Source organism: Nocardia sputi, assembly GCF_023501985.1.
Genome location: NZ_JAMFLC010000004.1, coordinates 228,603 through 250,731, shown reverse-complemented (window position 1 = coordinate 250,731; position 22,129 = coordinate 228,603). Strand labels below are relative to the sequence as shown.

At 67.6% G+C, this 22,129-nt stretch carries 24 protein-coding genes; 10 read left to right on the top strand and 14 right to left on the bottom strand.

Annotation, left to right across the window (positions count from 1 at the left end):
* The first annotated feature begins 161 nt into the window (after nucleotides 1–161).
* The gene (locus tag M8859_RS08235; protein WP_159921792.1) at nucleotides 162–695 is read left to right on the top strand and encodes a carboxymuconolactone decarboxylase family protein; all 534 of its coding nucleotides are present in this window, start codon (nucleotides 162–164) and stop codon (nucleotides 693–695) included.
* On the opposite strand, the gene M8859_RS08230 is transcribed toward M8859_RS08235, so the two are convergent.
* A complete protein-coding gene (locus tag M8859_RS08230; RefSeq protein ID WP_223519163.1) occupies nucleotides 692–1,474 on the bottom strand; it encodes a TetR/AcrR family transcriptional regulator C-terminal domain-containing protein in 783 nt (260 codons plus the stop codon). The two genes, M8859_RS08235 and M8859_RS08230, sit on opposite strands and share 4 nt — an antisense overlap.
* Nucleotides 1,475–1,607: 133 nt before the next feature.
* Here M8859_RS08230 and M8859_RS08225 point away from each other — a divergent pair, with 133 nt between their 5' ends.
* Nucleotides 1,608–1,985: a VOC family protein gene (locus tag M8859_RS08225; protein WP_159921666.1), complete on the top strand. Its 378-nt coding sequence runs from the start codon at nucleotides 1,608–1,610 to the stop codon at nucleotides 1,983–1,985.
* A gap of 51 nt (nucleotides 1,986–2,036) precedes the next feature.
* Here M8859_RS08225 and M8859_RS08220 read toward each other — a convergent pair whose 3' ends face one another.
* Nucleotides 2,037–2,888, bottom strand: coding sequence for an SDR family oxidoreductase (locus M8859_RS08220; protein ID WP_195069639.1), 852 nt, complete (start codon nucleotides 2,886–2,888; stop codon nucleotides 2,037–2,039).
* A 96-nt stretch (nucleotides 2,889–2,984) separates the two neighbouring features.
* Here M8859_RS08220 and M8859_RS08215 point away from each other — a divergent pair, with 96 nt between their 5' ends.
* The 3 genes from M8859_RS08215 (at nucleotide 2,985) to M8859_RS08205 (ending at nucleotide 4,622) form a co-directional block, all read left to right on the top strand.
* The gene (locus tag M8859_RS08215; protein ID WP_159921670.1) at nucleotides 2,985–3,383 is read left to right on the top strand and encodes a winged helix-turn-helix transcriptional regulator; all 399 of its coding nucleotides are present in this window, start codon (nucleotides 2,985–2,987) and stop codon (nucleotides 3,381–3,383) included.
* A 46-nt stretch (nucleotides 3,384–3,429) separates the two neighbouring features.
* Nucleotides 3,430–3,846 (top strand): PPOX class F420-dependent oxidoreductase, encoded by a 417-nt coding sequence (locus tag M8859_RS08210; protein WP_159921672.1) that lies wholly within the window; start codon nucleotides 3,430–3,432, stop codon nucleotides 3,844–3,846.
* Nucleotides 3,847–4,457: 611 nt separating this feature from the next.
* Nucleotides 4,458–4,622 carry a hypothetical protein gene (locus M8859_RS08205; protein WP_195069640.1) on the top strand — a complete coding sequence of 55 codons (165 nt, stop codon included), beginning with the start codon at nucleotides 4,458–4,460 and terminating at the stop codon, nucleotides 4,620–4,622.
* 57 nt (nucleotides 4,623–4,679) lie between these two features.
* Here the strand turns inward: M8859_RS08205 and M8859_RS08200 are convergent, their stop codons facing one another.
* Nucleotides 4,680–5,381 (bottom strand): polysaccharide deacetylase family protein, encoded by a 702-nt coding sequence (locus tag M8859_RS08200; RefSeq protein ID WP_249644066.1) that lies wholly within the window; start codon nucleotides 5,379–5,381, stop codon nucleotides 4,680–4,682.
* 124 nt (nucleotides 5,382–5,505) lie between these two features.
* A complete protein-coding gene (lpdA, locus tag M8859_RS08195) occupies nucleotides 5,506–6,909 on the bottom strand; it encodes a dihydrolipoyl dehydrogenase (RefSeq protein ID WP_195069641.1) in 1,404 nt (467 codons plus the stop codon).
* A gap of 131 nt (nucleotides 6,910–7,040) precedes the next feature.
* Between lpdA and M8859_RS08190 the strand changes: the two genes are divergently transcribed.
* Nucleotides 7,041–8,108 carry a helix-turn-helix domain-containing protein gene (locus M8859_RS08190; protein WP_249644065.1) on the top strand — a complete coding sequence of 356 codons (1,068 nt, stop codon included), beginning with the start codon at nucleotides 7,041–7,043 and terminating at the stop codon, nucleotides 8,106–8,108.
* A gap of 162 nt (nucleotides 8,109–8,270) precedes the next feature.
* Nucleotides 8,271–9,278, top strand: a complete 1,008-nt coding sequence (locus M8859_RS08185; RefSeq protein ID WP_249644064.1) for an NADP-dependent oxidoreductase — start codon at nucleotides 8,271–8,273, stop codon at nucleotides 9,276–9,278.
* Between the two features lie 620 nt (nucleotides 9,279–9,898).
* On the opposite strand, the gene M8859_RS08180 is transcribed toward M8859_RS08185, so the two are convergent.
* The 4 genes from M8859_RS08180 to M8859_RS08165 all read right to left on the bottom strand — a co-directional run bounded on the left by M8859_RS08180 (nucleotide 9,899) and on the right by M8859_RS08165 (nucleotide 12,558).
* Nucleotides 9,899–10,114: a hypothetical protein gene (locus M8859_RS08180; RefSeq protein WP_159921680.1), complete on the bottom strand. Its 216-nt coding sequence runs from the start codon at nucleotides 10,112–10,114 to the stop codon at nucleotides 9,899–9,901.
* A 327-nt stretch (nucleotides 10,115–10,441) separates the two neighbouring features.
* Nucleotides 10,442–10,816: a hypothetical protein gene (locus M8859_RS08175; RefSeq protein ID WP_159921682.1), complete on the bottom strand. Its 375-nt coding sequence runs from the start codon at nucleotides 10,814–10,816 to the stop codon at nucleotides 10,442–10,444.
* Nucleotides 10,817–10,893: 77 nt separating this feature from the next.
* Nucleotides 10,894–11,268, bottom strand: a complete 375-nt coding sequence (locus M8859_RS08170; protein ID WP_195069643.1) for a hypothetical protein — start codon at nucleotides 11,266–11,268, stop codon at nucleotides 10,894–10,896.
* A 315-nt stretch (nucleotides 11,269–11,583) separates the two neighbouring features.
* Nucleotides 11,584–12,558 carry a dipeptidase gene (locus M8859_RS08165; RefSeq protein WP_159921798.1) on the bottom strand — a complete coding sequence of 325 codons (975 nt, stop codon included), beginning with the start codon at nucleotides 12,556–12,558 and terminating at the stop codon, nucleotides 11,584–11,586.
* A gap of 183 nt (nucleotides 12,559–12,741) precedes the next feature.
* Here M8859_RS08165 and M8859_RS08160 point away from each other — a divergent pair, with 183 nt between their 5' ends.
* Entirely contained in the window at nucleotides 12,742–13,338 is a 597-nt protein-coding gene (locus M8859_RS08160; RefSeq protein WP_223519177.1) for an AMIN-like domain-containing (lipo)protein, read from the top strand.
* A gap of 34 nt (nucleotides 13,339–13,372) precedes the next feature.
* On the top strand, nucleotides 13,373–15,430 hold the full coding sequence (locus M8859_RS08155) for a prolyl oligopeptidase family serine peptidase (RefSeq protein WP_159921686.1): 2,058 nt from the start codon (nucleotides 13,373–13,375) through the stop codon (nucleotides 15,428–15,430).
* A gap of 154 nt (nucleotides 15,431–15,584) precedes the next feature.
* Here the strand turns inward: M8859_RS08155 and M8859_RS08150 are convergent, their stop codons facing one another.
* From M8859_RS08150 to M8859_RS08135, 4 genes are all read right to left on the bottom strand, one after another.
* Nucleotides 15,585–16,442, bottom strand: a complete 858-nt coding sequence (locus M8859_RS08150; protein ID WP_159921688.1) for an alpha/beta hydrolase family protein — start codon at nucleotides 16,440–16,442, stop codon at nucleotides 15,585–15,587.
* A 48-nt stretch (nucleotides 16,443–16,490) separates the two neighbouring features.
* A complete protein-coding gene (locus M8859_RS08145; protein ID WP_159921690.1) occupies nucleotides 16,491–17,096 on the bottom strand; it encodes a TetR/AcrR family transcriptional regulator in 606 nt (201 codons plus the stop codon).
* Nucleotides 17,097–17,446: 350 nt separating this feature from the next.
* Complete coding sequence (locus tag M8859_RS08140; RefSeq protein ID WP_159921692.1) at nucleotides 17,447–18,253, bottom strand: HAD-IIA family hydrolase; 807 nt, start codon at nucleotides 18,251–18,253, stop codon at nucleotides 17,447–17,449.
* A 47-nt stretch (nucleotides 18,254–18,300) separates the two neighbouring features.
* On the bottom strand, nucleotides 18,301–18,753 hold the full coding sequence (locus M8859_RS08135) for a MarR family winged helix-turn-helix transcriptional regulator (RefSeq protein ID WP_223519183.1): 453 nt from the start codon (nucleotides 18,751–18,753) through the stop codon (nucleotides 18,301–18,303).
* Between the two features lie 123 nt (nucleotides 18,754–18,876).
* Here M8859_RS08135 and M8859_RS08130 point away from each other — a divergent pair, with 123 nt between their 5' ends.
* Nucleotides 18,877–19,875 carry an SMP-30/gluconolactonase/LRE family protein gene (locus tag M8859_RS08130; RefSeq protein WP_159989284.1) on the top strand — a complete coding sequence of 333 codons (999 nt, stop codon included), beginning with the start codon at nucleotides 18,877–18,879 and terminating at the stop codon, nucleotides 19,873–19,875.
* 75 nt (nucleotides 19,876–19,950) lie between these two features.
* Here M8859_RS08130 and groL read toward each other — a convergent pair whose 3' ends face one another.
* Together groL and M8859_RS08120 are read right to left on the bottom strand one after the other, a co-directional pair.
* Complete coding sequence (groL, locus tag M8859_RS08125; RefSeq protein ID WP_159921696.1) at nucleotides 19,951–21,576, bottom strand: chaperonin GroEL; 1,626 nt, start codon at nucleotides 21,574–21,576, stop codon at nucleotides 19,951–19,953.
* A 223-nt stretch (nucleotides 21,577–21,799) separates the two neighbouring features.
* A complete protein-coding gene (locus M8859_RS08120) occupies nucleotides 21,800–22,093 on the bottom strand; it encodes a hypothetical protein (RefSeq protein ID WP_159921698.1) in 294 nt (97 codons plus the stop codon).
* Nucleotides 22,094–22,129 lie beyond the last annotated feature (36 nt).

Sequence of the window (22,129 nt, the reverse complement as noted above, 5' to 3'; positions counted from 1 at the left end):
CACCGGTACTGATGATGACGGGGTACCCGGCCGAAAACCACTCCGAAAGCAAAAGAATGCTGACCTCCGCACGGGATACTGCCAAGTAGGCTCGAATCTCGGTCGGCACCGACGCCGGCCGAACAGACCACGCGGAGGTGGCAACCAGCATGGTTTCAGCGCTGCAACCACGCATCTCACCCGGACGGTTCCGAGAACTCGGCCCGCTCAACTGGGTTGTCTGGCAGGTGCTTTCCCGCGCCGCAGGCACCGGTGACGCCCACTTGTTCAGCACGCTCGGCCGCACCCGCGGTCTGTTCCGGGGCTGGCTGCACTACTCGGGCAAACTCATGCCGGGCGGACGCCTGCCCCGTCACGAGTCCGAGCTGGTCATCATCCGGGTCGCGCACCTGCGCGGCTGCGACTACGAGATGGACCATCACATCCGGCTCGGCAGGCGCGCCGGGGTGACGGGCGAAATCCTCGAGCGGCTGCGCGAAGGCCCCGCGGCAGCGGGCTGGTCGGACAAGCACCGGGCGCTGCTGGCCGCCGTGGACCAACTCGTACGGACGCGCGACCTCGACGACGACACCTGGGCGGAACTGGCGAAGCACTACGACGAGCGCAGTCTGATCGAAATCGTCCTGCTGATCAACCAATACGACGGGCTGGCCTCCACCATCACCGCGCTGCGCATCCAGCGCGACGGCGTCTAGGAGCCGACGGGCGGCCCCTCGATCCGGCGCGCCAGACCGTCCAGCACCAGCGCCAAACCGAATTCCCAGGCGTGATCGGCGCTGTAGGCGGCGTCGTGCGCTCGGCCCGCGGACGCGCCGATACGTGCGGCCAGCGGGTAGCGCTGGGCATCGAAAACCTGCGCCAGGATCGGTGCGGCCCGTTCCCACCACTGCCCGTCGGACATGGCGCTGTCGGCCGCGGCCCGCGCACTGTCGATGGCGATGCGGGCGACGGAGGTGACCCAGCCGAGCACGAACGTCAGTGCGGCGTCCATGGCGACGTCGTCGAGCCCGAGGCCCGCGAAGGCCTCCAGCTCGTGGTCGTATTTGGCGGCGAGGCCGGGGCCGAGCGGTGGCCGGGTGGTGGGCAGATACGCCACCCAGGGATGGCGGGCCAGCATGACGCGGTTCTCGGCCGCGATCCGGGCGACCCGCTCGCGCCAGGACAGGCCGGTGAGGTCGGCGCGCTCCATCCGCGCGTAGACCGTGTCCAGCATCAGGTCGAGCAGTTCGGCCTTTCCCGGCACGTAGGTGTAGGTGGCCATCGGGGTCAGGCCGAGCCTGGTGGCGACGGCGCGCATCGTCAGCGCGCCGAGCCCGTCGGTGTCGGCGATCTCGATCGCCGCGGCGACGACCGCCTCGATGCTGCTGCGCTGCTTCGGCCCCCGGCCCGTGCCGGAAGCGGGCGGAATCCGCCACAGCAACTCCAGCGTGCGCACCGGGTCGCCCGCACCGCTGCGTTCCTTCGGCTGTTCCACCGCCGCCTCCTCAACCCACTCGGATCACCGATCGTATCGATGTGACCCAGCTCATAGTGCACCACTCCAAGAGAATCTATACAAAGTATAGAGTACTTAGTACAGAGTTGATTGCTGTCGCCGAGGAGGACTCATGAACATCACCGCTTCCGCCATCTCGCTCAACGTCCCCGACCCGGCCGCCTCGGCGAAGTTCCTCATCGACCACCTCGGTTTCGAGGAGAAGATGTCGGCCGACGGGTTCGTCTCCCTGGACCGCGCCGACGCCGGATCGAACGTCATCTACTTGCGCACCGGGCTGGCGAGCTTCAAGCCGAAGAGCGCCGCGGGCAGCGCGGGCGAGGGCCTGCTCGTCGTCTTCGTCGTCGACGACATCGACGCCGAGTACGCCCGGCTGCAAGGCGAGGGAGTGCCGATCGTGACACCCATCGAGACCGAAGAGTGGGGCGAGCGGTACTTCCAGATGAGTGATCCGAACGGAATCATCATCCAATTGGTGCAGTGGGTATGAGCGAACGGCGCGGATCTCGCGAGGATCCGCGCCGTTCGGCTTCGGCGGCACTCAGCCGAGCGCGGCCCGGAAGACTTCGACGGCCGCGGTAGCCGGTCGGCCGAGCAGTTTCTCCAGGTCTCCTGAGCGCACGTCGAGAATGCCCTCGGCGATGCCCGCGTCGGCGTCGGCGAGTGCCTTCGCGTAGACCTCCGGCAATCCGGCCTGGATCAACGCGGCGGCGTAGTCCGCCTCCGGCAGGTTCTCGTAGCGCACCGGCTTGCCCGCCGCCTCCGAAATCGCTTGGGCCAATTCGGCATAGGTGAGGCTGTCCCCGCCGCCGAGTTCGTACACCCGGCCCGCGTGACCCTCGGTGGTGAGCACCCGTGCGGCAGCTTCGGCATAATCGGCGCGCGCCGCACCGGCCACCCGCCCGTCGCCCGCGGCTCCGTGCAGCACGCCCGACTCCACCGCGCCCGCGAGGCCGCCCAGGTAGTTCTCCCAGTACCAGCCATTGCGCAGAAGGACATGCGGCACGGCGGATTCGGCGAGCACCGCTTCGGTGGCCTTGTGCTCCTGCGCGAGAATCAACGGGTTGTCGATCGCGTTCGGAATGCTGGTGTAGGCGAGTAGTTCCACGCCCGCGCGTTCCGCCGCGCGGATGACGTTGGTGTGCTGAGCTACTCGTGCGCCGAACTCGTTGCCCGAGACCAGCAGCACCCGGTCGATGCCCTCGAGAGCGCGTTCGAAGGCCGCCGGGTCGCCATAGCCGGCCTGCCGGACATCCACTCCACGTTCGGACAGGTCGGCCACCTTCCGTGGATCACGCACGATCGCGACGACGGGCGTCGCCCCCGCGCGCAACAACTCCTCCACCACCAGTCGGCCCAACTGTCCACTGACTCCGGTCACGGCGACGGTCATGAATACCTCCCAGGCATACGAATTTTATAGTGCTAACTATTCGTAAGCACTATGCATTCCGTGGCCGCTGTGGTCAAGTTCGCTACCATTACGGTCATGACCACCCAGCGAACCGTCTCGGCCGAGGCCGACGACCCCACGCTGGAAGCCGACGTCTTCGCCCGGAACTGCACGTCACGACCGGTCTTGCAGAACGTCGCCAGTCGCTGGGGCACCTTGGCGCTGGTCGCGCTGCGCGAAGGCGCCTTCCGGTTCAGCGCCCTGCGCCGACGCGTGGACGGCGTGAGCGAGCGCATGCTGTCGCAGACCCTCCAGGCACTCGAACGCGACGGCATGGTGCATCGGGAGGTCCTGGAGACCATTCCGCCGCGGGTGGAATACACCCTCACCGAACTCGGCGCCGAGGTCGCCGCGCACTTGGAGGCGCTCATCCAGGTGCTGGAGACCAACATGCCGCGGGTGCGCGAGGCCCAAGCGGCCTATCACCGCGACTGAACCGCGACGGCGGGAAGAGACCGGCGTCACCGCGGGTTACACGGGCATGGAACTCGCCGCCGCAGTCGCTTTCGCGCGCGACCACCGCAGGTCCGTGCTCACCACGATCCGCCGCAACGGACGGCCGCAACTGTCCAACGTGCTGCACGTCGTCGGCGATGACGGCCGCATCCGCATCTCCATCACCGCCGACCGTGCGAAGTATCACAACCTCGTTCGCGACCCGTGGGCGGCGCTGCACGTGACCCGCGACGACTTCTTCGCCTACACCGTGCTCGAGGGCACGGCCGAGCTGACCCCCGTCGCCGCCGCGCCCGGCGACCCCACCGTCGACGCGCTCGTCGACTACTACCGCACCGCCACCGGAGAACACCCCGACTGGGACGAGTACCGCAACGCGATGGTCACCGATCGCCGCGCCTTGGTCCTGTTCACACCGACCCACGCCTACGGCATGCTCTGATACAGGGTCGTCGAAGCACCGTTCGCCGGTCCACGATCACGCGGGCTGGTCTTTGTCCGAGGCCAGCCAGACTTGCAGGTTCTCCGGGTTGATCGGAATCGAGACATGCTCGTGCCCGATCAGCCATGTGCCGTTCGACTGTCGAAGGCACACGGTCTCTCGCACCCATATCGCGCTCTGAAACCCTCCCTTGCGCGTTCCCGAGTCCGGCCGCATCTGCCTCGACCTGCTCGGCTCGGCGCGCGCCAGACGGGAACGCTATGTGGGCGAGTGGATTCCCGCACCCCTGCCCGACCACGGAGAGTGGACCGGCAACCGGTCCGGCGGCTCCGCCGACCCCGCCGACCGGATCACCCTCGACGAGTCGGTCGACATGGCGTTCCTCGTCGTGCTCGAATCCATGACCCCGGCCGAGCGCGTGGCCTTCATCCTGCACGACATCTTCCGCTTCCCCTTCGGACATCAACGCCCTCATCGGCCTGCTCGACCCCGATGCCACCGGAATCGCCGACGGCGGCGGCCAGGCCAACGCCCTCCCGCACCCGATCGAAGGCGGCGAGCGGATTGCTCGCTACATCATCGGTCTCACCGCCAGGACATCCGGCCAAACGATGCTGGAACGCACGGTCAACGGCCGTCCCGGTCTGGTACTCCAGCTGGGCGAGACCACAGCGACGGTGGTGGCGTTCGAGATCGCGGGCGACCGGATCAAACGCCTCTGGGCCGTCCGCAATCCCGACAAGCTCCGCCAGTGGACAACCGGAGGCAACGACTGAGCGAAGGGCCGCGGGGTGGCCGACCACGGCCGCATCGGCGGTGGGCCGACGAGAGACTCAGCGGGACATCAAGTCCGATACGGTGACGAACTGGTAGCCCGCCGCACGCAACTCGGTCACGATGCGCGGGATGGCGTCCAAAGCGGCGGTCGTGCCGAACATGACGTGCAGCAGGATGATCGAGCCGGGACGGACCTCGGCGAGGGTCTCGGCGACGATGTCGTCCGCGGTGGCGCTCTTCCCGGAATCGGGTTCGACGTCCCACATCACGGTGGTCCGGTCGTGCTCGGCCAGGTAACGCGGCAGCGTGAACAGCTTCTTGCCGTAGGGCGGGCGGAAGGTGATCGGACCGACGTAACCGGTCTTCATGATCTCGGCGTCGGTGCTCTCGACCTCCTCGCGGACCGTGCCGGGGGTGACGAAGACCATCCGCCGATGCGAATAGGTGTGGTTGCCGATCTCGTGGCCCGCCGCGGCGATCGCCCTGCCGTGCTCCGGGCGCGCCACAAGATCGCGGCCGTTCAGATAGAACGTGGCCGGAACCTGAGCGGCGGCGAGCACTTTCAGCACTTCGGGCGCGCGATCTGACGGCCCGTCGTCCAAGGTCAGTGCGACCACCCGCGCGTCGGTGTCCACCCGGCTGACCACGTGACCGGCCAATTGGAAGGTGCGCGCTTTCGTCAGATAGTAGGTGCCCGTCACCAGCAGCACCACCACGACGAGCAAGGGCACACTTCCGATCAGCCACCTGCGAAACATGCACGCTGTATAACAGAATTCGCGTATCGGCGCCGTGTCCCGCCGTCGCTACCGACGCGGAACCATTGCCCGGGAGACGAAAAGGGCGTGCGATCGATGACCGCACGCCCTCGTCGGGGACAGCTCAGAAGTTGATCATGTGGCCTGCCAAGCCGTGGAAGGCTTCCTGCAGGGCCTCGCTGAGCGTCGGGTGGGTGTGCACGTTCCTGGTCAGCTCGTTGACGGTCAGATCCCACTTCTGCGCCAGCGTGAGCTCGGGCAGCAGTTCGGAGACGTCCGGGCCGATGAGGTGCCCGCCGATCAGCTCGCCGTACTCGGCGTCGGCGATGAGCTTCACGAAACCGGTCGGGTCGCCGAGGCCGTGCGCCTTGCCGTTGGCGGTGAACGGGAAGGTCGCGACCTTCACGTCGTAGCCCTCGTCGCGGGCCTGCTGCTCGGTCAGGCCGAAGCTGGCGACCTGCGGCTGGCAGAAGGTGGCCCGCGGCATCATCCGGTAGTCGCCGAGGGTGACGGTCTCCGCACCCGCGATGGTCTCGGCCGCGACCACGCCCTGCGCCTCCGCGACGTGCGCGAGCTGGAGCTTGCCGGTGACGTCGCCGATCGCGTAGATGTGCGGCACGTTGGTGCGCATGTAGTCGTCGATCCCGATCGCGCCGCGGTCGGTGACCTGCACGCCGGTGGTCTCCAAGCCGTAGCCGTCGACGCGCGGGGCGAAGCCGACGGCCTGCAGCACCTTGTCGACGGTGACGGTCTCGACCGAGCCGGTCTTGTTGTCCTTGATCGCGACGGTGACCTTGGCGCCGTCGTCCTCGATGGACTGCACGGCCGCACCGGTGGTGATGGTGATGCCGAGCTTCTTGTACTGCTTGGTGATCTCCTTGGAGACGTCCGCGTCCTCGTTCGGCAGCGCGCGGTCGAGGAACTCGACGATGCGCACGTCGACGCCGTAGTTCTTCAGAACGTAGCCGAACTCCATGCCGATCGCGCCCGCGCCCACGATGAGGATCGAACCGGGCAGGTCCCGGGTGAGGATCTGTTCCTCGTAGGTGACCACATTGGCGCTGAGCTGGGTGCCCGGCAGCAGTTTGGTGACGGTGCCCGCCGCGATGATCGCGTTGTCGAAGGTGATGTTCTCGGTGCCGCCCTTACCGAGTTCGACCGAGAGCGAGTTCGGGCCGGTGAAGGTGCCCTTGCCGTCGAACTCGTCGATCTTGTTCTTCTTCATCAGGAAGTGGACGCCCTTGACCCGGCCGTCGGCGACCTTGCGGCTGCGGTCGAAGGCGACCCCGAAGTCGAAGTTCACCTCGCCGGAGATGCCGAAGGTCTTCGCCTCCTTGGTGAAGATGTGGGCGAGCTCCGCGTTGCGCAGGAGCGCCTTGGACGGGATGCAGCCGACGTTCAGGCACACACCGCCCCAGTATTTCTGCTCGACGATCGCTGTTCGCAGGCCGAGTTGAGCGGCGCGGATCGCGGCGACGTATCCGCCGGGACCAGCACCGAGAACGACGACATCGTAGTGGGAAGTCACGACCCGAGCCTAACTCCGCGGCGGGAAGTTCACCCACCCGTCCCCCACTACTGTGAGGCGTGGACCACACCGGCGGGCGAACTTCCCCTGATCGGGAAGAACGCGGTGGCTGTGCGCGGTTAGCATGCCGCGTGAGCAGCCGTGTCGACCCGATCCCGGCACCCGTTCGCGGCGCGGCCGAGACCCCCTCCGACCCGCTCGACGGGACCGCTTCCACCCATCTGACCCGGCTGGTGCGCGACACCGCCGCGGCCGCGGGAGTCGGGCCCGACCTGCTGGCCGCCATTCCCGGCACCGATGACGCGACGCTGACCGGCGAGTTGAACCGGATTCCGCTGAGCTCGGTGATCCGGCTGTGGGACCTGCTCGCCCGCACCGCACCCGAACCGGGCGCCGGGCTCGCCGTGGCCGCCGCCGCACCGCTCGGCACCCTCACCACCTGGGACTACCTGGTCACCAACGGGCCGACGCTGGCGGATTCGCTGCGCACCTCCCAGCCCTACCACCGCCTGGTCACCGCGGCCCCCGAACGCTTCGATCTCGGCGAGGACGGCGCGCTGACCGTCGCCTTCCACACCACCGCCCCGGACCCCGCGACGGTCTCCGTGGTCACCGAATACGTGCTCGCCTACTACCTGCGCCGCGCCCGCGAAGCCACCGGCCGTCTCGTGGTCCCCGAACGGGTCGTCCTCAGTCGCTCCGCGCCGCCCGGCCACCGGATCCTCACCGAGGCGTTCGGCACCGCACGTATCGACTTCGACGCTCCCTTCGACGCGATCACCTTCGCCGAAGCCGATGCCCGAGCGCCGCTGGTAGGCGCCGATCCCCGACTGGCGGAACTGCTGCGCAGCCACGCCGACCTGGTGCTGGCCGCCGCCCGGCCGATCCCAGGACCACTGGAGTCCTTGCGGCTGGCGATCGCGGCGGCGATCGATGACGGCGATGCCTCACTCGGCGCCCTTGCCCGCAGACTGACGGTGAGCACCCGCACTCTGCAACGCCAACTGGCCGAGCAGGGCACCACGTGGAGCAAGGAATACGACCGCGTCCGCTACGAGCGGGCGCGCACCCTGCTGACGGAGGGACGGCTGACCACGGCCGCGATCGCGGGGCGGCTCGGGTTCGCCGACGACCGCGCGCTGCGCAAGGCCTATCAGCGGTGGAGCGGCTCACCGCCGTCGCGGGCCAGAGGGCGGTAGCGCTTCCTGCCAGGTCTCTGATCGCCCGGCGCGTCCGGACCGGTTGATGGCGGCGGAGGACCTGGGCGCGGGACCTCGGCGCTCATAGCGTCGTCGGTGCCGGATCGCATCCGGCGAATCCTGAACAACCGGCCGCCCCGCGGCCGTACGAAAGGCACCGCCATGACCCTCCCGCTCACCGCGCGTGAGTTCCACCTCGCCGCACGCCCGACCGGCGCGCCGACGGCGGCGAACTTCGCTCTGGTCGAACGCCCGATCCCCGAACTCGGCGAAGGACAGATCCTGGTGCGCAACACCTGGATGTCGGTCGACCCGTACATGCGCGGCCGGATGGACGACCGTCCGTCCTACATCCCGCCGTTCCAGGTGGGCGCGGCGCTGGAAGGCTCGGCGGTGGGCGAAGTGATCGCCTCGGCATCCGGCATCCCGGTCGGCGCGACCGTCACCCATTTCGCGGGCTGGCGCGACTACTCGGTGGTCGACGCCGCCACCGCCACGCCGGTCGACACTTCGCTCGCCGCACCGCAGCACTATCTCGGCGCACTCGGCACCACCGGCTTGACCGCCTATGCGGCGCTGACCGATGTCGCCCGGGTCGATTCCGGCGACACCGTGTTCATCTCCGCGGCGGCAGGCGCGGTCGGCAGCGTCGCGGGGCAGATCGCCAAGAAGCGCGGCGCGGCGCGGGTCATCGGGTCAGCGGGCGGCGCGGCCAAGACCACCCTGCTGCTCGACGAGTTCGGTTTCGACGCCGCCATCGACTACCGAAAAGGTGACCTCGCCGGACAGTTGACGTCGGCTGCCCCCGAAGGCATAAACGTGTATCTCGACAGCGTCGGGGGGGAACACCTGCGCGTCGCGGTAGAGGCCATGCGGCCCACCGGCCGCATCGCGCTGGTCGGCGCGGTCAGCGGGTACAACGGCCCCACCGCCGAAGCGGGCCCCGACCTGTATCTCGCCGCGACCAGGGAGCTCTCGCTACGCGGCATGCTGGTCAGCAGCTATTTCCCGATCTTCGGCGAGTACATCACCAAGGCCGCCGGCTGGCTGACGGACGGCACCCTACGCACCAGGCACACCGTGTACAACGGCCTGGAACAGGCCCCCGCCGCATTCCTCGGCGTCCTCTCCGGCGCCAACACCGGCAAAATGCTGGTCCGGCTGGCGTAATCCCCCGACTTGTCTCGCGAGCGGCACAGGGCGGCTGCGGCAAGCTGGGTCGAGGACTATTGCGAGGGCGACTATAGGCCAGTCAACGACTCCCACAGCAGTATTCCCGCCGATTACTGGTGGCATTCGGTCGTCACCGACCTTCGACTCGACACCACGTATCGTCTTCACGCGCGCTGCGCGTTTACCGCGACCAATGGACACACCACCGCGCCAGGCAACGTGCAATACACTGCCGAATTCACGTTGCATTCGACATGAATTCGCGCCGGTGTCCTGCCACGCGCGGGTAGAGATCATGCGCGCCCAGTTATAGCTCACGGACATCGAGGAGAGTGCTGTACTCCCTGCGACCGCGCTGGCGGTCGGGCAGACGTTCGACGTGGCGGATCGGCTGGAACTCGTCGTCGACGACGGATGGATCGTGCGTGTGACACCCCGGGCCGATACCCATGGCGAGCTTCTTTGTGAGCCAACAGACTCGACGGGCGAGGACTGCCTGTTCCCGCCCCGCTTCGCGGCCGATGAATACCGCACGGTCGACCGGACCTGTGTCTGGGCTGCCTCGGCGGGGGGTGTCCGGCCGCTAGTTGTGGCCAGACGTACGCACTACAGGTGCGTCACACGCTGGGGACGCTACCCCAGCAGGTCGGTCGTGAGCCGGTCAGGGCGCAGAGGGCGTTGAGGGCCGCTTCCAGCAGATAGCCCGAGCCGGATGAGGATCCGGAATCGACCGGCGACGCTACCGAACCAGCGGTAGCGGGTTGGCCGGGGAAGGCCGACGCGGCAGGGGCTCCGGCCACGGCCAGCGTCAACCCGATGATGACAGTTGTCACAGCCCTGTGGAGACGGGTGCGGGTGGTTTCGGTTCGCATGGTGTTCGACCATGCGCGGCCGAATCGAGAATCACAAGCCCCTATTAGATACGGCTGGCTTCGCGTCGGTCGACGGACTAATAGTTCCGGTAAGACCGGCACGGGCACGACACAATCCCCGACATGTCTCGCGAGTGCTACATGGCTGTGGCAAAACACGAGTAGGTCCTACGGCGATGTGCCTCCATGGCAGGGTTCGGTGGGACCACCTGGCTGGGTGGGGGCGAGGCGTCGGCGCGGCCGACCGGTGTCGATGCGAGATTCGGCCCCACCCGCAGGTGATCGGGCTCAGTTCAGCAAGCGGTCACAGACACTCGCGTCCGCCCCACGACCGTAGGCCCGTTCGATATCGGAGTAATCCGGATCGACTTTGTCCAGATAGTATGGAATCAAGGCCGCCTCGACGGTGCCGCATACCCACTTTTCACCGGTCGCACTGTTTTCCATTTGGAAAGTGATCATGTGCCAACCGCCCAGTGGGGCACCCCCCGAGGAAGTGCATTCGCGGCCTTTCACGGATCCGAAATGCGGTTCGTCGAGCGTGTATTTGCAGGTGTAGGTCGGCAGGGCTTGCGCGGCAGCGGTGGCGTCGGTCATCAGACAGGCGGTGGCGGCCAGCACGAGTGCGGGCAGCCCGAGGCGGAACAGGGGAGTCGTGATCATCGTGTTTCTCGTTCCGAATAGAAATCGGCAATTATCAGAAGAGGCGGCTCGCATGCTGCATCGTTTGCGTCGCGCGGTCAGATCGGGCGGCAGTTGCTCGCGTCGACCCCGGCGTTGAGCACCTGCTCCGCGTCGTACTGAGACATTCCCGGGTGGATCGGATTGTCGAGGTACACGAATGCGGCGCCGCAGTCCCATTTCTCACCGGTGAGGCCGTTTTCCATCCTGACGGGGTAGAAATAAATATCGTCCAGCGGGGCGCCCGGTGACGCCGTGCATTTGCGCCCCCTCATGGAGTTCAATACTACGAAGTAGTGCTCGATGGGCGTGTATCGGCACGTGTAAGTCGGCAGCGGGTTTTGCGCCGCGGCGACGGGAGTCGTCGCCGGACCGGCAACAGCGGCCAGCACGAGCGCGGGAAGCCCCAGGAGGGCGAGGCGGGTGGTGATCATCAAGGCTCCGTTCGACATCGAAATCACTGCCGCAATGGAAATCCGGCCGCACAGTCCGAGTCTTGTCAAGTTCTCGTACCGACCGGCGGATTCGCGATCACACTCGCCGATCAGACTTGCGAAATCCTTAACGACAGGTAAAGAGGCCGACCGGTATCGCTGTCGTACAGACCATTTCCTACCGCAGCGCATTCGACATCCTCCCGATACGGTTGCGCCGCTCAGAGCAACGGGTCCAGCCTTGCTGAAATCGCCTCGACTACATCGCCGTCGGTACCCGGATCCGCCCATGCGGTTCCGCATCACCTGTGGCCTTCAATTCCTCCACACCAGCGCGGCGGCGCGCCGGAAGTTCTCACCGAATACCGCCGCCAGATCCGCAGCGGTGAACCCGCGCCGGGCCAGCGCCTCGGCGAGGCCGGGCACGTCGGCGGCGCCGAGCAGATCTTCCGGCGGAACCCACTGCAACGGACCCCATTTCGTGTATGCCTCGGAGAAGGCGTGCGGATTCTGCCGCATTTCGGCGTTGAAGTCCTCGGCGTCGAAGGAGTAGTCCGAACCGATCCCGATGTGCTCGATTCCGACGAGTTCGGCGCCGTACTCGATGTGCCGCGCCATCGCCTCGATCCGTTCGGCACGCTCGCCAGGAGCGTTGCGGCCGAGGAAGATTCCCACGCCGTTGATCCCGATCACGCCGCCGGTCGCCGCGCAGGCTCGCGCCTGCTCGTCGGTGATATTGCGCGGATGCTCCCACAGCGCGGCGAAGTTCGAGTGGCTGTAGATCATCGGGACGACACTCAGCTCGGCGATCTCCAGCCCGGTGCGCCGGGAACAGTGCGACCCGTCCGCGAACATCCCGGCTTCGTTGAGCGTGTGTACGAGGTCGCGCCCGTACCCGGTGAGTCCGGTGTCCTCGGTGTCCAGACACCCACAGCCCGCGGCGTTGGCGTGGTTGTAGGTGGGCAGCAGCGAGCGCACGCCGAACTCGTAGAACCGCGCGACGTTGTCCAGGTCGCCGCCGAGCGGCCCGGCGTCCTCCAGATCGAACGCCAGCCCGATGGTGCCAGGATCGCCGATGTCGTCCACGGTGCGGACCAGGCGGAACCGGTCGTCCGCCTGCGCCTCCCGGCGGAAACGGCGCAGCAGGGCCAGGGAGTCGTCGGTCGACTGCCGGGAGTACCCGACGTTCACCGACAGGTAGGACCCGGCCGGGTAGCGCGCGAGGTCGCCGATGCGCGCGGCGGGCGACAGCGGTAGACAGCAGTGCTGCTCCCATAGCAGTGGTGGCAACCTCAGCAGTGGTGGCAACCTCGAACCTCCTGGTCGGATCGGCCTCGGAGCAGCGATCCTACTGTCCGGTCGCAGCGGGCGTCCGCAGACAGCAAACGATGAGCCTCGATGCGCCACACAGTGGCCGAGTTGCCGCGTTCGACAACGCTTTTGGGTCGCTGCAGCTGTAACAGGGCGCCCGCGATGACCGATGCATATTACGCATCAATACTCCTGTGCCCCGAAGGCGGTGCGGCCATGCGTCGCTTGCTTCTCCTGTTCTTCTCCTTCGTGACATTCGCCGGTCTCTGGATCGCGCCCGTCCCCGCCTCCGCCGCCCCGGAGTGCGCCTCCGGCTGGGGCTCGATCCCCAAGGTGAGCCAGGCACGAACGCCCGCGCCGCTGACCGGCGTGCGCGCCGGGCGGCACGACTGCTTCGACCGCTTGGTCTTCGACATCGCCGGGCCCGCGACGGGCTACCACGTCGGCTACGTCGAGCGGGTGGTCATGGACGGCTCCGGCGCACCTGTCCCGTTGCGCGGCGCGGCGTTCCTGAGCATCACCGTCAACGCCCCCGCCCACGACGACGCGTTCACCCCCACCTACAACCCCGCGAACCGGGCCGAACTCGCCGACGTGCGGGACTACCGGACCTTCCGCCAGGTGTCGTGGGCCGGTTCCTTCGAAGGCCAGACCACGGTCGGTCTGGGTACGCGCGCCCGGTTGCCGGTCAAGGTGCACACCCTCGGCGGGCCGGGCAACGGATCGCGCGTCGTGGTGGACGTAGCGCACTCCTGGTGACCCCGCCGCGGCAGGGCTCGGCAACAATGTGGGGATGAGCGGCGTTGAGCAGAACGTGACCGACCCCTACCTCTGGCTCGAAGAAGTGACCGACGAGCGTGCCCTGGACTGGGCCCGCGCGCACAATGCCGTCGTACATGCCCGGTTCGCCGAATCCGATCGCTTCCGCGAACTGGAGCGCCGCATCCTCGCCATGCTCGACACGGACGCCAAGATCGCCTACCCCGGCCGCCGCGGCCGCTGGCTCTACAACTTCTGGCGGGACGCCGAGCACCCGCGCGGCCTCTGGCGGCGCACCACGTTCGCCGAGTACGCCAAGGACGCGCCGGACTGGGAGGTGCTGATCGACGTGGACGCGTTGGCCGCCGCCGAGGACGAGAACTGGGTGTGGGGCGGGGCCGGGGTGCTGCGGCCCGAACAGTCCCGCGCGCTGATCAGCCTGTCGCGCGGCGGCGCGGACGCCAAGGTGGTGCGCGAGTTCGACATCGAGCGCAAGGTATTCATCGACCCGGCCGACGGCGGCTATTTCCTGCCCGAGGCCAAGTCGGAGATCCGCTGGATCGATATCGATTCGGTGTACGTGGGCACCGACTTCGGCCCGGGCTCGCTGACCGATTCGGGGTATCCGCGGATCGCGAAGCTGTGGCGCCGCGGCACCGCTCTGGCGGAGGCGAAGACCGTCTTCGAGGGCGAGCCCGGTGACGTCGCGGTCTCGGCGGGTTACGACCGCACTCCGGGTTACGAACGGCACTACGTCGGCCGCGCCACCGACTTCTTCAACGAAGAGGTCTACCTGCTCGAGGAAGACGGCACGCTGCGGCATCTCGACATCCCGAGCGACGCCAGCGAATCCTGGTACAAGGATTGGCTGCTGGTGCGGCTGAAGTCGCCCTGGGAGGTCGGCGGCGCGAGCTATCCCGCGGGTGCGCTGCTGGCCACCGACTTCGAGAAGTTCCTGGCCGGCGCACGGGAATTCGAGGTTCTCTTCACCCCCGACGCGCACACCGCGCTGCACGGCTACGGCTGGACCGAGAATCACCTGTTGCTGGTCACGCTCGAGGACGTGCAGACCGAGCTCTACGTGCTGACCCCCGGTACGGAGGGCTGGCGCCGCGAACCGCTGGCCGACACCCCGTCGATGGCGACCACCAGCGTGCTGAACCTCGACCCGCTGGAGGGCGGCGACGAGTTCATGTTGAGCACCAGTGGATTCACCACTCCGGCGACGCTGCTGACGAGTTCGGTCGGCGGGCGTACCGAGCGGCTCAAGCAGGAGCCCGGGTTCTTCGACGCCGACGGAGTCGAGACCGAGCAGTTCTTCGCCCGCTCCGACGACGGCACCATGGTGCCGTACTTCGTGATCCGGCGCGGTGACCGCAAAGACGTTCCGGGACCGACGGTGATGTCCGGCTACGGCGGCTTCGAAGTGTCGCGCACCCCCGCCTACAGCGGCGCGTCGGGCATGGGCTGGCTGGAGCGCGGCGGAACGTGGGTGATGACGAATATCCGCGGCGGCGGCGAGTACGGGCCGCAGTGGCACACCTCGGTGCAGAAAGCCAACCGGCACAAGGTCTACGAGGACTTCTCCTCGATCGCCAAGGATCTCGTCACGCGCGGGGTCACCACCGCCGATCAGCTCGGCGCGGTGGGGGGCAGCAACGGCGGACTGCTCATGGGCGTGATGCTGACCCGCTACCCGGAATTGTTCGGCGCGATCGTCTGCCAGGTGCCGTTGCTGGACATGAAGCGCTACCACCTGCTGCTCGCGGGAGCCTCGTGGATGGCCGAGTACGGCGACCCCGACAAGCCGGAGGAATGGGAGTACATCAGCAAGTACTCGCCCTACCAGAACGCTCGCGCCGACCGCGCCTACCCGCCGATCCTGCTCACCACCTCCACCAGGGACGACCGGGTGCACCCCGGCCACGCCCGGAAAATGGCCGCGCTGCTGGAGGAGCAGGGCCACGAGTTCTGGTATCACGAGAACATCGAGGGCGGTCACGGCGGCGCCGCCGACAACAAGCAGTCGGCTTTCCAGGCGGCGCTGATCTACGAGTTCTTCACGCAGATGTTGATCGAACGCCGCGCCTGATCAATCGACGCGCCTGATCAATCGACGCGCCTGATCAATCGACGCGCCTGATCAATCGACGCGCCTGATCAATCGACGCAGCCGTGCGCAGTCCGTTCCGTTCCCGCGCACGGCGCGGCGGCCTGCGCACGGTCCAGCGAAGGCGCAGGTTCGGCTATCGGTCGCGCAGCCACTTCTCGATCTGGTCGACGGTGCTGGTGTACTGGCGGATCCAGCCGTTGTGGCCCAGCGGTTCCGGCTGACGCCAGCGCGTCACCTCGGCGTTGGGCAGCTTCTCCAGCAGGTGCTCGGCGGAGCTGGGCGGGGTGAGGTCGTCGCCGGTCATCGTGATCGACAGCACCGGCAGTTTCAGCCTGGCGATGCGTTCCTCGTAATCGATGTCCGCGCCGACGGGTACGAACCGGCCGGTGCGCGCCAGCCGGGCCCAGTCCGAGATCAGGACCTTGGACTGGCGGCCGAAACCCATCGACACGCGGTCGCCGGGCCAGAAGCCCGCCAGGTTCGCCGTCAGCGACATCGCCGCGGTGCCGACCAGCATGCCCGGACCCGAAAGTCCCCGGTAGCCACGGTAATACGGGGTGCCCGACGCCACCAGGATCAGCCCGCCCAGCCTGCCCCGGATGCGCGCGGCGTACATGACGCCGAGCTGGCCGCCCATGCTGTGACCGAGCAGGTAGGGCGTGCTGTCCGGGAACTGCTCGCGGACCACCTCGAAGATCGCGGGGAAGTCCACCGAGACCAGTTCGTGGTAGCCGAAGGTGCTGGCGGAACTCGGCCTCGGCCTGCTGTCGCCGTTGCCGCGCATCTCGCCGATCGCCACGTCGAATCCACGCGCCGCCAGACCCGAGGCGAACAGTTCGTAGTAACCCCCCGGAACGCCGAGCCCCGGCACGATCACCAGGACCGGGCGCGGTGCGTCGGGGGTGACCGGGTGCCGGTGCGCGCCCTCGGCGGGTATCAACCGCACCGGAACCGTGGTGCCGTCCGGCATCTGGATCGGAACTGTCTGCATGTTCGCACGCTACCGCGCCCGTCGCCCCTGGTCGCGCAGGCCGGGACGCTAGGCGCGGACCGCGCCGATGATCACTCTGCTCAGCACCCGGATGACGTCGTCGAGCGGCGGGCGCGGCTCCGCGCCGCTCCACGAGTCGACCACGTAGTTGACGGCGCCGATGGTGGCGAGCATGCGCATCTCGTAGTCGCCGGTGGGTATCTCACCGTGCAGCGCGGCGTCTTCGGCGGCGCCCGCCAGCAACGAACCCCACTCCCGGCGCACCGCGAGGCGGAACTTCTCCACCTTCGGGCCCGCCCCGACCACTTCGACCAGGGCGACGCGCGCCTTACGCGGATCGGATCCGAGGGATTCGACGTAGGCGCGCACGGCGGCGTCGATGACGTCCAGCGCCTTGGCGCCGGACTTCGCGTCCAGCGCCTTCTTCACGGCGTCCCGCGACTCCCGGTCGATCTGCTCGTAGAGTTCTAGGAGTAGCGACTCGCGACCGGTGAACTCCTCGTAGAACTGTCGCGAGGAGAGTCCGGCGTCCTTGCAGATGGCGCCGACCGAACTGTTGGCGTAGCCGTCTCGTGCGAAGACCGTCAGGCCTGACTCCAGAAAACGCGCACGCCGCTGACGCTGCCGGTCCTCGACGGGTTGCCCGGCATACATTCGACCTGTATTCGCATCCTGTGACATTGGGGCAGACAATACAGAAGGGCCCGAACTCATCGTCATCGATCGGGCCCTTCGTTACAACCCTCGGCGGAACAACAATTAGCCGAAAGTTGGCTGAGCAGTTGCTACCTCATTGATCGGTCGCCGAGCCTGAGCCCGGCGACCATAGTAGCCTGCGCACTAGCACGCTCATCAGCGGATCGAACATCCGGCAACTCCGATCTGACCGTTGAACTTTCCTTGTCACTGGCTATTTGCCGAAACAGACCATACCGAGACACCTTGTGATGCGGGCAATTTTAGAGGGAAACTGTAGAATTTTTTGTTCCATTCCGATTCGTCGGTTACGGCCGGTTCGCCCACTTTGTCGGAACACCCAATAATTCCGGCAGCGCGGCCACGGAATCGAGAACGTGATCGGGCGCGCGGTCGGCCGAAGCGAGCACACCGGACCGGAACTTTCCGGTGCGTACCAGGACGCCGGTCAAACCCGCGTCTTGCGCCGCAAGCACATCCGAGTGCAGGTCGTCACCGATCATCAGGACTTGCGCCGGGTCCAGGCGCATCAGCGCCGCGGCGGTCCGGAATCCTGTCGCGGCCGGCTTGCCGACCACCTCGATACGGGCGTTGCCCGCCGCTTCCAAGCCGGGTAGGTAGGCGCCCGCGTCGATGCGCAGACCCTCCGCCGTCGCCCAGGTCAGCCCGCTGTGCATGGCGACGACGGGCACGCCGTCCAGCATCAGTTCCGCCACCCGGCTCAGCGCCGCATGGGTGAATTCCGGTCCGGCTCCGCCGATCACGACGACGTCGGGATGATCGTCGTCGAGCGGCAGACCGGTGAGGTCCGCCGCGATGTCGCCGTGATTGAGCACCCAGACGGTGGCGTCAGGGTAGCGGCCGCGCACGAACTCGGCGGTCAGGCGTGCGGCGGTGACGATTTCGGCGCCGTCGACCTCGATACCGGTGTCGCACAGTCGTTCCGCGATCTCGGCGCAGGTGCGCGAGGTGGTGTTCGTCAGGAAGGCGCGGCGCAGCCCGCTGTCCCGGATCCGGCGCACCGCGGCGGCGGCGCCCTCGATCTCCTGCCAGGAGGTCACCAGGACGCCGTCGATGTCGTAGAGCACGCCCTGAATCCGATCGCGGTCCGGCATGGCTTCAGCGTACGACCGCCACCCCCGCCAGACGCCGGGAGCCGCGGCTACGAGGCCGGGTCGGGACGGATCGAGTCCAGTCGGTCGGCGCATCGAGTGAGCAGGTCTTGCAACGTCGCTCGTTCGGCGGCGGTGAATTCCTCGGCCAAGGCGCGTTCGACGCGGATCGCGCGGGCGTCCGCCTCGCGCATGAGCGCCGTGCCTTGCTCGGTCAACGTGGTCTCCAGGACGTTCTTGTGCCACGGGTGCGGTGTGCGCTCGATTAGGCCACGGTCTTGCAGATTGCTCAACACGGTGTTCATCGACGGTGGGGTGACGCCGCACAGCCGCGCCAGGGCGGCGGCCGAGATGCCGGGATTCTCGGCGAGGTACAGCAGCGCGGCGTACTGGGGGACGGTGACGCCCGCCGGCTTCAACGCGGCGTTCTTGGCCGCGTTGAGGGATTGCTCGGCACGTTTGAGATACGAGCCGATCCGTTCGGCGGCGGGCATGGACGTCATGAACGCATGCTATCCGCCTGATCTATTATTCAACCCTTGACTGATATTAGAGTTCTAACTTATGTTCTATGACATAGAACGATGTAAGTCGATTCGATCGCCCTGACTCGAAGAGGTAGACCGATGTCCCACGCCCTGTCCCGCCGCCTGCTGTCGAGCCTGGCGTCCGCGAGCGCCTGCGTCACGCTTGTGGCCTGCGGCGCGAGCGACGCGCCCGCCACCGCCGTCCACACCGCCTACGCACTGCCGGGCGAGCATGTCTACCCGGAGGGCATCGCGGTGGACGAGCGCACCGGCGACAGCTACGTCGGCTCCTACACCACCGGGGCGGTCTACCGCGCGACTCCGAACACCCGTCGAGCCGAGGTCTTCCTGCCCGAAGGCGCCAACGATCACAAAACCGCCAACGGCTTGGAAGTCGACGCGGCGGGCCGGCTCTGGGTCACCGACTCGACCACGGGAGTCGCGGTCTACGACCTCGCGACTCGCGCGCTGCTGGCCGACTTCACCGTGCCCGGCCCCGACCCGCGCTTCGTGAACGATCTCGCCATCGCCCCGGACGGCACCGCGTATCTGACCGACAGCATCCGAGCGGTCGTCTACAGCGTCACCCCCGACCAACTCGCCGCTGCCAGAGCACAGGGCGGGCGCGGCGAACTGACCCCGCGGTTCGACCTGCGCTCCGCTCTGCCGCCGATCGAACCGGGCGCCTTCAGCCTGAACGGCATCGTCGTCGATCCGGCGGGCCGCTATCTGCTCACGGTCGACATGCCGCGCGGCGACCTCTACCGCATCGCGTTGACTCCGCAAGCGAGCGCGATCAGCGAAGTCACCCTTCGGGGCGGTGATCTCCGGCAGGGCGACGGCCTCGAACTGCGCGACGGCACGCTGTGGGCAGCGCACAACACGACCAACACCATCAGCCGCTGGAGCGTCTCCGACGACGGCGCCACCGCGGCGCTGGCGCAGCAGCGCACCGACGAAGCGCTTTCCATCCCTACGACTCTGGCCCGCGCCGGTGACCGCACCCTGATCGTCTCCTCCCAATTCGACAAGGGCGGTCCGATGGGGCCAGGCAGCCCGCAGACGCCGTTCGCCGTCGTCACCCTCGACGGGATCTGAGCGGAAACGCCGGAAGCCGGCCCACCTCGCGGTGGGCCGGCTTCCGGTTCGAAATGTGCTGCCGGGTGGCCGGACTCAGAAGTCCATGCCGCCCATGCCACCGGTCGGGTCGCCGGCGGGAGCGGCGGCCTTCTCCGGCTTGTCGGCGACGACGGCCTCCGTGGTCAGGAACAGGGCCGCGATCGAGGCCGCGTTCTGCAGCGCCGAGCGGGTGACCTTGACCGGGTCGGCGACGCCGGCGGCCAGCAGGTCCTCGTACTCGCCCGAGTCGGCGTTCAGGCCGTGACCCGCGGGCAGGTTGGAGACCTTCTCGGCGACGACGCCGGGCTCGAGGCCCGCGTTGAACGCGATCTGCTTCAGCGGAGCCGACAGCGCGACCCGGACGATGTTCGCGCCGGTGGCCTCGTCACCGGTGAGCTTCAGCTCGTCCAGCGCCGGAGCCGACTGCAGCAGGGCGACGCCACCACCGGCGACGATGCCCTCCTCGACGGCGGCCTTCGCGTTGCGGACGGCGTCCTCGATGCGGTGCTTGCGCTCCTTGAGCTCCACCTCGGTGGCCGCGCCCGCCTTGATCACCGCGACACCGCCGGCCAGCTTGGCCAAGCGCTCCTGCAGCTTCTCGCGGTCGTAGTCCGAGTCGGAGTTCTCGATCTCGGTGCGGATCTGCGCGACCCGGCCCTTGATGGCCTCCGGGTCACCCGCGCCCTCGACGATGGTGGTCTCGTCCTTGGTGACGACGACCTTGCGCGCCTGACCGAGCAGCTCGAGACCGGCGTTCTCCAGCGAGAGACCGACCTCTTCGGTGATGACCTCGCCACCGGTCAGGATGCCGATGTCGGCCAGCTGCGCCTTACGGCGGTCGCCGAAGCCGGGCGCCTTGACGGCGACGGACTTGAAGGTGCCGCGGATCTTGTTCACGACCAGGGTCGACAGGGCCTCGCCCTCGACGTCCTCGGCGATGATCAGCAGCGGCTTGCCCGCCTGGATGACCTTCTCCAGCAGCGGCAGCAGGTCCTTGACGGTGGAGACCTTGGAGCCGACCAGCAGGATGTACGGGTCCTCGAGGACCGCTTCCTGACGCTCCGGGTCGGTGACGAAGTAACCGGAGATGTAGCCCTTGTCGAAGCGCATACCCTCGGTCAGCTCCAGCTGGAGGCCGAAGGTGTTGCTCTCCTCGACGGTGATGACGCCTTCCTTGCCGACCTTGTCCATGGCCTCGGCGATCAGCTCACCGATGGACGAGTCGCCCGCCGAGATGCCCGCGGTAGCAGCGATCTGCTCCTTGGTGTCGATCTCCTTGGCGGTGTCGAGCAGCTTGGCGGTGACGGCCTCGACGGCCTTCTCGATGCCCCGCTTCAGGCCCAGCGGGTTCGCGCCGGCCGCGACGTTGCGCAGACCCTCGCGCACCAGCGCCTGGGCGAGCACGGTGGCGGTGGTGGTGCCGTCGCCCGCGACGTCGTCGGTCTTCTTGGCGACTTCCTTGACCAGCTCGGCGCCGATCTTCTCGTACGGGTCCTCCAGCTCGATCTCCTTGGCGATGGACACACCATCGTTGGTGATCGTGGGAGCGCCCCACTTCTTCTCCAGGACAACGTTGCGACCCTTGGGGCCCAGCGTCACCTTGACCGCGTCGGCGAGGCTGTTGAGACCCCGCTCGAGGCCGCGGCGGGCCTCTTCGTCATACGCAATTGTCTTGGCCATGGCGTTGTTGAGATCCTCCATGTGTATGGCTGACACACAGGACGACCGCTGGTTGGGTCGCCCCAGTTACGCTGGCCAGGTTCGGTGCCCGCGACGGACGACCGAGGGTGTCGATGGAACCCGGTCTCACCGTCCCGACCTGGCACTCACAGGTCGAGAGTGCCAAAAGCATTTTTAGCACTCGAGGGTGGCGAGTGCAAGGTCCCCGGCGCCGCCGCGCCGGTCAATACCGGTCGTCGACGCGCAGGACCAGCGCGACGAAGGCGTCGGTGCGGCGTTCCTCGGGCGTGCGGGGCTCCCCGCCCTCGACGGTGACGAGCTCGGCGTCGTGCAGCAGCAACTCCGCCTCCACGCGCATGATGGCGCGGATGAAGGGCGGCGCGACGTCGGGCGGCAGGTCGCCGTTCACCACGTAGCTGCCGTCCGGTTGGGACTCGGTGGACACATACGAAAGCGCGCGCAGCAGATCTGCGCGCCGTTCCCCCGCTATTAGGTCGGAATCCGTTTCATCCGCCATTGCTATAGCTTAGCCGCCAGCGGTTCGCCTCTGCCC